At 68.1% G+C, this 11736-nt stretch carries 14 protein-coding genes; 1 reads left to right on the top strand and 13 read right to left on the bottom strand.

Translation table 11 applies throughout. From position 1 onward, the window contains the following. Nucleotides 1–158: 158 nt before the first annotated feature. The 13 genes from JWQ05_RS14795 to JWQ05_RS14735 form a co-directional block, all read right to left on the bottom strand. Nucleotides 159–1649 (bottom strand): replicative DNA helicase, encoded by a 1491-nt coding sequence (locus JWQ05_RS14795; protein ID WP_299659691.1) that lies wholly within the window; start codon nt 1647–1649, stop codon nt 159–161. Nucleotides 1650–1924: 275 nt separating this feature from the next. After that, nucleotides 1925–2488 carry a 50S ribosomal protein L9 gene (gene rplI, locus JWQ05_RS14790; RefSeq protein WP_299659689.1) on the bottom strand — a complete coding sequence of 188 codons (564 nt, stop codon included), beginning with the start codon at nt 2486–2488 and terminating at the stop codon, nt 1925–1927. Nucleotides 2489–2514: 26 nt separating this feature from the next. Continuing rightward, nucleotides 2515–3522, bottom strand: a complete 1008-nt coding sequence (locus JWQ05_RS14785; protein ID WP_299659686.1) for a DUF2232 domain-containing protein — start codon at nt 3520–3522, stop codon at nt 2515–2517. 164 nt (nt 3523–3686) lie between these two features. Continuing rightward, nucleotides 3687–3983: a 30S ribosomal protein S18 gene (gene rpsR / locus JWQ05_RS14780; RefSeq protein ID WP_299659683.1), complete on the bottom strand. Its 297-nt coding sequence runs from the start codon at nt 3981–3983 to the stop codon at nt 3687–3689. 3 nt (nt 3984–3986) lie between these two features. Continuing rightward, complete coding sequence (gene rpsF / locus JWQ05_RS14775) at nt 3987–4466, bottom strand: 30S ribosomal protein S6 (protein ID WP_056190048.1); 480 nt, start codon at nt 4464–4466, stop codon at nt 3987–3989. 325 nt (nt 4467–4791) lie between these two features. Beyond that, a complete protein-coding gene (locus tag JWQ05_RS14770) occupies nt 4792–5496 on the bottom strand; it encodes an MgtC/SapB family protein (RefSeq protein ID WP_299659676.1) in 705 nt (234 codons plus the stop codon). 72 nt (nt 5497–5568) lie between these two features. Then, a complete protein-coding gene (locus JWQ05_RS14765; protein ID WP_299659705.1) occupies nt 5569–6270 on the bottom strand; it encodes a 16S rRNA pseudouridine(516) synthase in 702 nt (233 codons plus the stop codon). A gap of 50 nt (nt 6271–6320) precedes the next feature. Then, entirely contained in the window at nt 6321–7241 is a 921-nt protein-coding gene (locus JWQ05_RS14760; RefSeq protein ID WP_299659673.1) for a methyltransferase, read from the bottom strand. A gap of 128 nt (nt 7242–7369) precedes the next feature. Then, nucleotides 7370–8272: a GTPase Era gene (gene era / locus JWQ05_RS14755; RefSeq protein ID WP_299659702.1), complete on the bottom strand. Its 903-nt coding sequence runs from the start codon at nt 8270–8272 to the stop codon at nt 7370–7372. Between the two features lie 67 nt (nt 8273–8339). Beyond that, the gene (gene rnc, locus JWQ05_RS14750; RefSeq protein ID WP_299659671.1) at nt 8340–9140 is read right to left on the bottom strand and encodes a ribonuclease III; all 801 of its coding nucleotides are present in this window, start codon (nt 9138–9140) and stop codon (nt 8340–8342) included. A 13-nt stretch (nt 9141–9153) separates the two neighbouring features. After that, nucleotides 9154–9954, bottom strand: coding sequence for a signal peptidase I (gene lepB, locus JWQ05_RS14745; protein ID WP_299659668.1), 801 nt, complete (start codon nt 9952–9954; stop codon nt 9154–9156). 117 nt (nt 9955–10071) lie between these two features. After that, complete coding sequence (gene acpS, locus JWQ05_RS14740; protein WP_299659665.1) at nt 10072–10485, bottom strand: holo-ACP synthase; 414 nt, start codon at nt 10483–10485, stop codon at nt 10072–10074. Further along, nucleotides 10482–11243 (bottom strand): pyridoxine 5'-phosphate synthase, encoded by a 762-nt coding sequence (locus JWQ05_RS14735; RefSeq protein WP_299659663.1) that lies wholly within the window; start codon nt 11241–11243, stop codon nt 10482–10484. The genes acpS and JWQ05_RS14735 overlap by 4 nt, the downstream gene beginning before the upstream one ends. Before the next feature lie 94 nt (nt 11244–11337). Here JWQ05_RS14735 and JWQ05_RS14730 point away from each other — a divergent pair, with 94 nt between their 5' ends. Continuing rightward, nucleotides 11338–11712 (top strand): PH domain-containing protein, encoded by a 375-nt coding sequence (locus JWQ05_RS14730; RefSeq protein ID WP_299659660.1) that lies wholly within the window; start codon nt 11338–11340, stop codon nt 11710–11712. Nucleotides 11713–11736: the final 24 nt, after the last annotated feature.

Raw genomic sequence — 11736 nt, 5'->3', positions numbered from 1 at the left:
CGCCTGGTCGAGCGTCCAGGTATAGAAATCCTGCGCGTAGGCGGCAGGCTCGTCCGGGGCGGGCGTGTCGGTCAGGCGCGGGGCGGACATGGGCGGCTCCAGCTGGTCGCGCAGGATAGACCCAACCCAGGCCCCATCAAACCGGCCCCTCGCGGCACTCAATCCTCCATGATGGGCAGCTTGTCCTCGTCGGCGAGGTCGGTGAAGCGCGTCACCTCGGCCTGGAAGGCGAGCTGGATCGTGCCGGTCGGCCCGTGCCGAGACTTGCCGATGATTACCTCGGCCTTGCCGTGCACGCGTTCCATCTTGCTCTGCCACTCGTTGTGCTCGAGCGTGCCGGGCTGCGGCTCCTTGCCCTTGAGATAGTATTCGTCGCGGTAGACGAACAGCACCATGTCGGCGTCCTGTTCGATCGATCCGGATTCGCGCAGATCCGACAGCTGGGGGCGCTTGTCGTCGCGGCTCTCGACCTGCCGCGAGAGCTGCGACAGGCCGATGATCGGCACCGCGAGCTCCTTGGCGAGCGCCTTCATGCCGGTGGTGATCTCGGTCATCTCCTGCACGCGGTTGTCGCTGCGCTTGCCCGATCCCGAGAGCAGTTGCAGGTAATCGACGATGAGGAGGTCGAGGCCCTTCTGGCGCTTCAGGCGCCGGGCGCGCGCGGCGAGCTGCGCGATGGAGATGCCGCCGGTCTGGTCGATGTAGAACGGGATCGTCTGCATGTCCCGGGCGGCGTCGGTGATCTTGTAGAAGTCCGCCGGCTGGATGTCGCCGCGCCGGATCTTGTACGAGGGCACCCCGGATTGCTCGGCGATGATACGGGTCGCCAATTGCTCGGCCGACATTTCGAGGGAGAAGAAGCCGACGATGCCGCCGTTCTTGGTCTCGATCCGACCGTCGGGGAGCTTTTCGGACTGATAGGCCTTGGCCACGTTGAAGGCGATGTTGGTCACCAGCGAGGTCTTGCCCATGGCCGGGCGGCCCGCGAGGATGATCAGATCCGAGCGTTGCAATCCGCCCATCTTGGCATCGAGATCCGACAGGCCGGTGGCGATGCCCGAGAGTTTGCCCTCGCGCTGATAGGCCTTGGCGGCCATGTCCACCGCGGCGGTGAGCGCATCGGAGAACTTTTGAAAGCCGCCATCGTATTTGCCCGATTCGGCAAGTTCGTAGAGCCGGCGCTCGGTGCCCTCGATCTGGTCCCGGGGGGAGGATTCCACCGGCGCCTCGTAGGCCCCGTTCACCAGATCCTCGCCGATGGTGATCAGGCGGCGGCGGATCGCGAGGTCGTAGATGGTGCGGCCGTAATCGCCCGCGTTGATCACCGTGGTGGCCTCGGCCGCGAGGCGCGCGAGGTACTGCATCACGGTCTGGCCGCCGAGATCGGCGTCGCCCAGATAGGTCTTCAGGGTGATGGGGGTGGCGAGTTTCCCGGCTTTGATGAGCTGCGCGGCGACCTCGAAGATCTTGCGGTGGACATCCTCCATGAAGTGCTCGGGGAGGAGGAAGTCCGATATCCGGTAATAGGCGTCGTTGTTGACCAGGATGGCACCGAGCAGCGCCTGCTCTGCGTCGATGTTGTGCGGCGCGACGCGGAATTCCTGCGCGACGGGCTGAAGGTTGGCCGTCAGGGCATTGGGCAGGGCCATGGGCTGATTCGAGGCTCCGACTCGTCGTTGCGTCCGTGACCGCGTGTCCGACACCGCGCGGTCCTATCCCGCGACCATGGCCCTGGCATGGTTAGCCGAACCTTAGCCGATTCGCGCTTTCACGCCGTGGCGCCCGTGCATCAACCGCACGCCTCGGCGGCCGGGACCGATCATGGAAACGCCCGCCCTCCGGTCTGGAGAGCGGGCGCCCATGCTGGAACAAACAAGGAACGAGTCAACCGTTAAGAACGGCTATCCCCGTTCTCCACCGCGTCTTATTCGCGATCGTCGCCGGCTTCGGCCAGGGCGGCGCCGACTTCCAGGCCGAGGTCGTCGAGGTTGAAGGCCTCACGCTCGGTGGTGGATTCGCCGCGCGCCTGACGCTCGGCTTCTTCCGGTGATCGGGCGACGTTGACCGTGATGGTGACCTCGACCTCGGGGTGCAGCACCACCGGTACGGTGTGCAGGCCCAGCGTCTTGATCGGCTGGTTCAGGGCGAACTGGTCGCGGCCCACCGTGAAGCCGTCGGCGGTGACGACTTCGGCGAGATCGCGGGTCGAGACCGAACCGTAGAGCACGCCGGTCTCGCCCGACTGGCGGATGAGCACGAAGCTCTTGCCCTCGAGGGTCTCGGCGATGGCCTGGGCCTCGGACTTGCGCTCCAGGTTACGGGCCTCGAGCTGGGCGCGTTGCACCTCGAAGTGCTTCTTGTTGTTCTCGGTGGCGCGCAGGGCCTTGCCGCGGGCGAGGAGGAAGTTGCGGGCGTAGCCCGGCTTCACGTTCACGGTCTCGCCCATCTGGCCGAGCTTGGCGACGCGCTCGAGGAGAATGACTTGCATGGTTCTGATCCTTTGGGTTTGTGGGCTCAGGGTCGTCCGGCCGACCCTTGCGGGCGACGGCGGTCGAGGGCGGTATCGGCAATGCCGAAGAGGGTCAGGGCGACGAGGGCGACGCCCTGTGTGAGGAAGAGGACGACGTAGAGGCCGAACAGCAGAGCCAGACGCCCCGGGCGGCCCCGGCTGCGATCGTGGAAAGCCGCCAGCCCCTGCATGGCGAAGGCGGCGCTCAACGCCCCCGCGAGTGCGACGCCGAGCACGCCGGGATAACCCGGCACCAGGGCGAGCACGATGGAGCCCGCGAGCACCGCGAGCACACGCCGGGGCATCACCGTGGCGGCAAGGTCCGGCCAGGGACGGGGCAGGCGCCCCGAGATCCGCACGATCCGGGCGGCCGCCCAGAGATAGAAGGTCAGCAGGACCGTCAGGCCTTGCGTCGCGAGACCGGGCGCGATGGCCGCGAGCGCGTTGGCGACTTCCGTGCGCGTCGCCTCGGCAGGCGTTTCCGGCGCGGGCTCGACCGGCGCCTCGACGCCCGCATCCGGTGTCACGGGCTTGGGCACCGGGGCACCGGCGGCGCGATCGGCCTGGATGCGCACGATGGTGCGGGTCATGCCCCGCAACTGCGACTGGAAGGTCTCGTAGTTCGGGGCCGCGATCACCGCGATCGCCACGAAGGCGATGCCGGCCGTGCCGGCGGTCCAGGCGAGGAGGCGCCCCGTGGGGTACCACTCCATCGTACCGTCCGCGCCGGGCCGGCCGAGCAAGGCGAGATACGCGAGCCACCAGGCCGGTAGCGCCAAATAGGCGAGGAAGCCGAGGCCGAGGAAGGGCTGAACGATGAGCGAGAGGGCGAGCGCACCGGTGAAGGCGGCGACAAGGGCAGCCCGATGGCTCCAGCCGAGCCCCACGATCAGGATCGGGAGCGGGGCGAGCAGGTAGAGCAGGATCGCGAGCGCCGTCGCCTTCAGCAATACGCCGAAGAGGAGGGCGGAGACGAGTCCCGCGCCGATGCCGATGCCGATGAACTGTGCCATCAATCCCGCTGTCCCACTGTCCCGATCCGGGCAGGGTTAGAGGCGCGTGTCGCCCCAACGACTCCCGGCCTGCTGCAAGCAAACCGGTACGAATTCGAATGCCGCACGAGCGGCGAAAGTCCCCGGTCCGGCAAAGCCGGGCCGGGGTGAAGCTCCGTAAGAGCTTACTTGATCACGTAGGGGAGGAAGCCGAGGAAGCGGGCACGCTTGATCGCCTGGGCGAGCTCGCGCTGCTTCTTGGCGGACACCGCCGTGATGCGCGACGGCACGATCTTGCCGCGCTCGGAGACGTAGCGCGACAGGAGCTTGACGTCCTTGTAGTCGATCTTAGGCGCGTTCGCGCCCGAGAAGGGGCAGGTCTTCCGACGGCGGAAGAAGGGGCGGCGACCGCCGCCTGCACCACCACCACCTGCAGCAGCACCGCCCGCGGCGGGTGCACCGGCTCCAGCACCAAATGCCATGACTTAAGCCTCCCCGCCGAAGCTGCGCTCGGGGCGGTCACCCCGGTCGCCGCGATCACCACGGTCGCCGCGATCGCGGTCGCCGCCAAATCCACCACCACCACCGAAGCCCTCGTCGTCACGACGACGGCCGCGCTCGCGATCCTTGCGGTCGTCGCGATCGCGCTTCTGCATCATCGCAGACGGCTCGGACTCGAGCTCTTCGACGCGGACGGTCATGAAGCGCAGGACGTCCTCGGAGATCTGCATCTGACGCTCCATCTCGGCGAGCGCCGCCGGGGGGGCGTCGACGTTGAGGAGCGTGAAATGCGCCTTGCGATTCTTCTTGATACGGTAGGCGAGGGACTTCACGCCCCACATCTCGATCTTCTCGACCTTGCCGCCATTGGCTTCGATGACGCCCTTGTAGGTCTCGACCATGGTCTCGACCTGCTGGGCCGTCACGTCCTGGCGCGCCAGGAAGACGTGTTCGTAGAGAGGCATAAACGGGCCCTTCATATCCAAAGGGGCCCGACGGCACGGAATCGTGCGGGAAAGACAGCGTCGGGCCGGTTCGTACGCAATTCACCCGGCGCCAAGCCCTTCGAGCCGTTTGAAGGCCCGAGCGGTTGATCGAAGGCGGAGACACGGGACGATGGGGAACACCTCGTTCGAGGTCCGCCCCTATGCCGATGGAATCGACACCGTCCGTTCAGCCCCCAGCCGGAGCGAACGCGAGGGCTGGCGCATAAACGAGTTGTTCGGGATTGGCAAGGCAGCGCGCTTCAAGGCCCTTCCGCCGGAGCGCTCGTTCGTCGAAGGAAGCACCTCAGCTGTCGGGATCGCGACCGACGGTTTCGCGGTGGATCGTCTCCACGCTCGCGATCGCTTCGTGGCGTCGCAGGCGCTCGGTCAGGGCGTCGATGGCCGTGCGATCCACGTGCACGAGGCAGAAGGTGATGTCGTCGGTAGCACCGGCCTCGCGTTGCCGGATCACGACCTGACGCAGCTTCGACGCGCAGGGACCGGCCAACTCGCGTAGAGCCTCGATGGTGAGGACGCCGTGTCGGGCGACGATGCGCAGATCGTGCCTCTGCCGCCGCTGGCGGTAGCGCTCCTCGAGGGGCTTCATCCCGGCCAGGATGCCCAGAACGATGGCGGTGGTGGCGATGGCCGGCACGTAGAGGCCGCCGCCGGAAGCGAGCCCGATGGCGGCCACCGCCCAGAGGCTGGCGGCGGTGGTCAAACCCTTCACGACCTCGCCCCGCAGGAGGATGGTGCCGGCGCCGAGGAAGCCGATGCCGGACACCACCTGCGCCGCGACGCGCGACGGATCGAGGGTGACGTTCGGCCTGCCCAGGATGTCCGAGAAGCCGAAGGCAGAGACGATCATCAGCAGGCAGGAGCCGACGCAGACCAGCATGTGCGTACGCATGCCGGCGGCCCAGACGAGGCGTTCGCGTTCGAAGCCGATGACGCTGCCGAGGAGGGCCGCGACAAGCAGGCGGCCGACCATATCGAGGTTGCTGAGCATGACGCGAACTTCGCCAGACCGACCTCGATCGTCAATCGCGGGATCAGGCGTCGCAGTGCGAGTCCGTCCGGATCAGGTTTCGCCGCCTGCAAACACGGCCGCGATCTCGGCCTCCCCGAGGATGCGATGCTCACCCGGTCCGAGATCTTCCGGCAGATCAAGCCCGCCGACGCGGTCGCGGTGAAGTGCGCCGACGTGGTTGCCGATGGCGGCGAACATGCGCCGGACCTGATGGTAGCGCCCCTCGTGCAGGGTCACCACGGCGCCGGTCTCGCCTTCAGCCTCGAAATCCACCGGCAGCAGAGGCTTCTCTTCGCCCTCCAGCATCAGGGTGCCGGTGGCGAAGATCGCGGCCTCGTCGCCCTTCAGGGGACGGTCGAGCGTCACCCGGTAGCGCTTGGCGACATTGGCTTTCGGCGCAATGATCCGGTGCAACAGGGCGCCGTCATCGGTGAGGAGTAGGAGGCCGGAGGTCTCCTTGTCGAGACGACCTACCGTGGAGAGGGCCGGGTCCCGCCGGCGCCAGCGCTCGGGCAGCAGGCCGTAGACCAGCGGACCCACCTCTTTGTGCGAGCAGGTGACGCCCAGCGGCTTGTGCAGCATCAGCGTCAGGCCCGGTGGCGGATCGAGGGGTTCGCCGTCGACGGTCATGCGGTGCGCCAGATCGGGCGTCACCGGAATTCGCTGGTCGGCATCGCGCAAGGGAACGCCGTCGAGCACGACGAGACCGGCGCGGGTCAGCAGCGACATCTCCCGGCGTGAGCCGTAGCCCATATTGGCGAGGAGGCGGTCGAGGCGGAGAGTGGCGACCTTCGTCGGCTTCGTCACCGGCGCGCCTCGTAGATCTTGTAGCCGCCCGCCGAGGCCCTCAGCGCCACGCTCTTGAAGGCCGCGTTCAGGGGCGCCTCATAGGGCAGGTGCGTGTTGGCGGTGAGCCAGAGGCTGCCGCCGGGGCGCAAGGCCTCCGCTGCCCGGGTGATGAACGCCTGGCCCAAGGCTTGATCCTCGGCCCCGCCGTCGTGGAAGGGCGGGTTCATCACCACGAAGTCGAGGCGGGCGAGACCGAGGTCCCCCGTGCGGATGTCGGCCCAGCGCAAGGTCGCGCGTGGATCGCCGACATTGCGCTTCGCCATCTCGACGGCGCGACGGTCGATGTCGATCAAAGTCAGGGCGGTCACCTTCGGCGAGGCCAGGACCGCCCGGGCCAGGATGCCGAGGCCGCAGCCGAAATCGGCGCCGCTGCCGGCGAGCGGCGGCAGGCTTGCGAGCAGCAGTCCGGTGCCGGGATCGAGTCGGTCGTACGAGAAGATCCCGGCCTGGGTGCAAAGCGCCAGATTGTCGATATGACGCGGGCCGCCCTCGTGAAGCGCGTCCGCGATTCCGGTGACGGCCTCGGGACGCGACACCACGCAGATGCGGTGATGGCGTCGCGCATCCTCATGCACGGCGCAGCCGAAGCCGGCGAGCTCCTTGGCAAGCCGGCTTCCGCCACGATCCTTCGGGGCCAGCGCAGTCAGGCGCCCACCGGGCCGCAGGGCCCGCAGCGCGTGGGCCAGGACGTACCGCCGCTCGATCGTGCCGGCCGGCGCGAGGATATCGATCCGCTCCAGGCTTTCGGGTGCGGCATCTTCGAGCCGGGCCGCGCCGGGGATCAGCGGCGAGACCTGCGTCGCGGAATCCGGCACCGCGGCCAATTCCAGGGGCGGCGCGCCGTAGACGGCTTCCGAGAAGGACATGAGGGACATCGTAACGGATCCGGCGCGACGGCGCGCGCGCCTCGACGGCTCAGGGCGTGACAGGAATTCGGGAGGCTCGGCTCAGCCCGCGACGAGAATCGTCGCGAGGGCCGATCTCTTTTCCTCATAGCCCATGCTCAGCCGCGCGGGAACTCCAGACCCATCTCCCGGTAGCGCGCCGGATCGTCCGCCCAGTTTTCGCGCACCTTGACGTGCAGGAAGAGGTGGACCGTCTGTTCGGCGGCTTCCGCGATCTCGCGGCGCGCGGCCTGGCCGATGGCCTTGATGGTCTGGCCGCCCTTGCCGAGCACGATGGAGCGCTGGCTCTCGCGCTCCACGAAGATCGTCTGCTCGATGCGGACCGAGCCGTCCGTCCGGACCTGCCACTGGTCGGTCTCCACCGTCGAGCGATAGGGCAGTTCCTCGTGCAGGCGGTCGTACAGCTTTTCGCGGGTGATCTCGGCGGCCAGCATGCGGATCGGCGCGTCCGAGACCTGGTCCTCCGGGTAGAGCCAGGGGCTCTTGGGCATCATGCCGGCGAGCGTCGACTTCAGCGTCTCGATCCCGTCGCCGTTGAGGGCCGAGACCATGAAGGTGTGCTGGAACGGGATGCGCTCGTTGAGCGAGGCCGCGAGCGCCAGCAGGCGATCGCGCGGGATCAGGTCGATCTTGTTGAGGATCAGCACCTTGGGACGCTTCACGTCCGGAAGCTTTGCGAGAATCGCGTCGACCTCCTCGGTGACCCCTTTGCGCGCGTCGATCAGCAGGCAGACCGCGTCGGCGTCCGAAGCGCCGCTCCAGGCCGAATGCACCATGGCCCGGTCGAGGCGTCGCTTGGGCGCGAAGATACCGGGGGTATCCACCAGGATGATCTGCGCGGCCTCGTGCATGACGATGCCGCGCACCAGCGCGCGGGTGGTCTGCACCTTGCGGGAGACGATGGAGACCTTGGTGCCGACGAGGCTGTTGAGCAGGGTCGACTTGCCGGCATTGGGAATGCCGATCAGGGCGACGAAGCCGGCCGTCGTGTTCTCCGGCATCGGCACCGCCGGTAGCGGCTGCAGCGGAGGCGGGGCGAAATCGTCGTCGTCGGTTTCGAAATCGTCGTCAGGCATCGGAGGCGTGTCCTTCATCGACGTCCGCCGACGTCTCCATGGTTGCGGTGCCGGAGGGGTGGAGGCCGTGGACCTCGCGGCCCAGCACGAGGCGGGCGGCCTCCTGCTCGGCGAGGCGTTTCGAGGGCCCGACGCCGATGCCGGGCGCGAGGCCCTCGACACGCACGGCGATGTGGAAGACCGGGGCGTGGTCAGGGCCGGAGCGCTCGACGACCTCGTAGAACGGGATCGGCAGGGCGCGGGCCATGGCCCATTCCTGCAGGGCCGACTTGGCGTCCCGGCCGCGCGGAGCGGCGGTGTCGGTGTCGGGGGTGAAGGCCGCGTTCACGATCGCCTTGGCCGCCTCGTAGCCGGCGTCGAGGAACACCGCGCCGAGGATCGATTCGCAGACATCGGCCAGGATGGTCTGGTTGCGGCGCCCGCCGCTCTGGACCTCGCCGGGACCGAGCGAGAGGTGGGGGCCCACGTCCCAGGCCGTGGCGACGGTCGCACAGGTCTCACGCCGCACGAGGCCGGCGAGACGTCGCGAGAGTTCACCCTCGTCGGCGCCCGGGAATGCTTCGTAGAGAAGGTCGCCGATGGCGAGACCCAGCACCCGGTCACCGAGGAATTCCAGACGCTGATAGCTGCCGAGGCGTCCGTTGCCGCCGGCCTTGCTCACATGGGTCAGCGCGAGGATGAGAAGCTTCGGATCGGCGAAGGCGTGGCCGATCCGGGCCTCGAGCACCGCGAGGTTGGGCTTCGGACGGGGCGCGCGCCGCGCCCGGCTGGAGGGACGCGCCTCTTCGGTCACAATGCGTCGGGTCCTAGTGGATGGCCGTGAACAGCCGGTTCCAGCGGACTTTCGCCGGCCAGTTCCAGATCTGCCACGCGGGCGTGCCTTCGTCGATGGAGAAGAAGATCATCTCCGCCCGGCCGACGAAATTCTCGAACGGCACGAAGCCGACATTGGCGAGATCGCGCGAATCGGTCGAGTTGTCGCGGTTGTCGCCCATCATGAAGAAGCGGCCCTGCGGCACGGTGTAGGGCTCGGTGTTGTCCCAGTAGCCGTTGTCGCCGTCGCGCTCGATCACCCGGTGGGTGACGCCGTTGGGCAGGGTCTCGAGGTACTGCTCGGCCTTGGCCTGCTCGCCATAGGGACCGGTGGTCTCGAACGGCGCGATCTTCTCGCGCTTGACCGGCACGTCGTTGATGTAGAGCAGGCCCGCCTTCATCTGGACCTTGTCGCCCGGCAGGCCGATCACCCGCTTGATGTAGTCAGTGGAATTGTCCTTCGGCAGCTTGAACACCGCGATGTCGCCGCGCTTCGGGGTCGCCGCCCAGACCCGGCCATCGGCCGTGAAGGGCAGGTACTCGCTCAAGGGCAGGGAGTATTTCGAGTAGCCGTAGGAATATTTGGAGACGAACAGATAGTCACCGATCAACAGGGTCGGCACCAGCGAGCCCGACGGAATGTTGAAGGGCTGGAACAGCAGCGTGCGCACCACGAGGGCGATCAGCAGGGCCTGCCCGCCGACCTTCAACGTTTCCTTGATGCTCGCCCAAGTGCCGGCTTCGGCGGCTTTCAGGTCACGCTTCGTCTGGTGGTCCACGCGGGCACGTTCCATCTGGCTGCCATCTCCGGTCCGAGCCGAGCGCCGAAAATCCGGGTGGCGCCCGTCATCGACGGTCGAGCGGCGGCATAGACCATGCGCAAACGCGCCGCAACGCACGGGCCTTCCGGGCTAAGTTCCCGCCGTGCCGTCCGGCACCGCTTCGATGATCACGAAGGCCTGGGCCATCGGCGGGTCGTCGGTCAGCGTGATGTGTACCTTCGGCGCGTGGCCCGCCGGCATCATCGCGGCGAGGTGTTCGGCCGCCGCACCCGTCAGGCGCAGGGTCGGACGTCCGCCGGGCAGGTTCACCACCTCCATGTCGCGCCAGAACACACCCTGGGCGATGCCGGTGCCGAGGGCCTTGGCGCAGGCCTCCTTTGCGGCGAAGCGGCGGGCGTAGGAGGGCGCGCGCCCGGCCCGGGCGTCGCATCTCGCCCGCTCGCCCTCGGTGAAGACCCTGTGGGTGAAGCGCTCGCCGTAGCGGTCCAGCGACTTCTCGATCCGGCGAATGTCGCAGAGGTCGGAGCCGATGCCGAGGATCATGTCCGTGCTCTGTCCATGGCGGCGCGCATGTCGCGGATGGCCTGGCTCAAGCCGACGAAGATCGCCTCGCCGATCAGCGCGTGGCCGATGTTCAGTTCTGCGATCTCCGGCAGCGCCGCCACCGGCCCGACGCTGTCGAGGGCGAGGCCGTGCCCGGCATGGATCTCCAGGCCGAGGCCGGCGCCGTAAGCCGCCGCGCGGGTGATCCGGGCGAGTTCGCGCGCCGTCCGTCCGGCATCGCCGCTGGCGACAGCCTCGCAGTAGCTGCCCGTGTGCAACTCGACCACCGGCGCGCCGAGCCGTCTGGCCGCATCCATCACCGCCTCGTCCGGCTCGACGAAGAGCGAGACGCGGATGCCGGCATCGGTCAGGCGTCCGATGCGGGGCAGGAGCGAATCGTGCGCGCCGACGATGTCGAGACCCCCTTCCGTGGTACGCTCCTCGCGCTTCTCCGGCACCAGACAGGCCGCATGGGGCCTCAGGCGAACCGCCATGCCGATCATCTCGTCCGTTGCCGCCATCTCGAAGTTGAGCGGCACGTCGAGGATGCGCGCCAGAATCTCCATGTCGGCGTCGCGGATGTGGCGCCGGTCCTCGCGCAGGTGCGCGGTGATCCCGTCGGCTCCCGCCGCGACCGCCTCCCGGGCGGCGCGAATCGGATCGGGCGCTGCGCCGCCGCGCGCATTCCGGACCGTCGCCACGTGGTCGATGTTGACGCCGAGCCGCAGGCGATGGGGATACCGGGTGGGAGAGGACATCGAGGCGGACTCCGGACGCGGGCGCGGTGCCCTGACAGGGAACGAACGCGCTCCTACATAGGGAGAAGGATGCTTGAGGGGGATACGGCGCGCGATGGGTTTTCTCGATGGACTGCTCGGGCACGGCAGCGATCTCTCGCCCGCGGAGGTGAACGAGCAGCTCGCCGGCATCCTCACCCAGGGCGAACCGGTCCAGATCGCCTTCCGGCTGATCCGCGACCTGATCGTCTTCACCGACCGCCGCCTGATCCTGGTGGACAAGCAGGGCATCACCGGCCGCAAGGTCTCCTACCTCACGGTCCCCTACCGGGCGATCACGTCGTTCTCGGTGGAGACTGCGGGAAGCTTCGACCTCGATTCGGAACTCGCGATCTGGGTGTCGGGCCGGTCCGAGCCGATCCGCAAGACCCTGAAGCGGGGGGCGAACATTCTGGGGATCCAGCAGGCGATCGCGGCGTCGATCCGCTGACGTACGCCCATCGCCCCGGCGGTC

This window comes from Methylobacterium sp., assembly GCF_028290105.1.
Taxonomy (GTDB): Bacteria; Pseudomonadota; Alphaproteobacteria; order Rhizobiales; family Beijerinckiaceae; genus Methylobacterium.
This window is presented reverse-complemented; position numbering and strand designations above follow the sequence as displayed.

What these genes read in the sequence shown, in the direction of transcription:
- JWQ05_RS14795 (WP_299659691.1), bottom strand. Translation starts at nt 1,649, where the DNA reads ATGGCCCTGCCCAATGCCCTGACGGCCAACCTTCAGCCCGTCGCGCAG.
- rpsF (WP_056190048.1), bottom strand. Translation starts at nt 4,466, where the DNA reads ATGCCTCTCTACGAACACGTCTTCCTGGCGCGCCAGGACGTGACGGCC.
- lepB (WP_299659668.1), bottom strand. Translation starts at nt 9,954, where the DNA reads ATGGAACGTGCCCGCGTGGACCACCAGACGAAGCGTGACCTGAAAGCC.
- JWQ05_RS14735 (WP_299659663.1), bottom strand. Translation starts at nt 11,243, where the DNA reads ATGTCCTCTCCCACCCGGTATCCCCATCGCCTGCGGCTCGGCGTCAAC.
- JWQ05_RS14765 (WP_299659705.1), bottom strand. Translation starts at nt 6,270, where the DNA reads ATGGGCTACGGCTCACGCCGGGAGATGTCGCTGCTGACCCGCGCCGGT.
- era (WP_299659702.1), bottom strand. Translation starts at nt 8,272, where the DNA reads ATGCCGGAGAACACGACGGCCGGCTTCGTCGCCCTGATCGGCATTCCC.
- rpsR (WP_299659683.1), bottom strand. Translation starts at nt 3,983, where the DNA reads ATGGCATTTGGTGCTGGAGCCGGTGCACCCGCCGCGGGCGGTGCTGCT.
- acpS (WP_299659665.1), bottom strand. Translation starts at nt 10,485, where the DNA reads ATGATCCTCGGCATCGGCTCCGACCTCTGCGACATTCGCCGGATCGAG.
- JWQ05_RS14760 (WP_299659673.1), bottom strand. Translation starts at nt 7,241, where the DNA reads ATGTCCCTCATGTCCTTCTCGGAAGCCGTCTACGGCGCGCCGCCCCTG.
- JWQ05_RS14730 (WP_299659660.1), top strand. Translation starts at nt 11,338, where the DNA reads ATGGGTTTTCTCGATGGACTGCTCGGGCACGGCAGCGATCTCTCGCCC.
- JWQ05_RS14785 (WP_299659686.1), bottom strand. Translation starts at nt 3,522, where the DNA reads ATGGCACAGTTCATCGGCATCGGCATCGGCGCGGGACTCGTCTCCGCC.
- JWQ05_RS14770 (WP_299659676.1), bottom strand. Translation starts at nt 5,496, where the DNA reads ATGCTCAGCAACCTCGATATGGTCGGCCGCCTGCTTGTCGCGGCCCTC.
- rplI (WP_299659689.1), bottom strand. Translation starts at nt 2,488, where the DNA reads ATGCAAGTCATTCTCCTCGAGCGCGTCGCCAAGCTCGGCCAGATGGGC.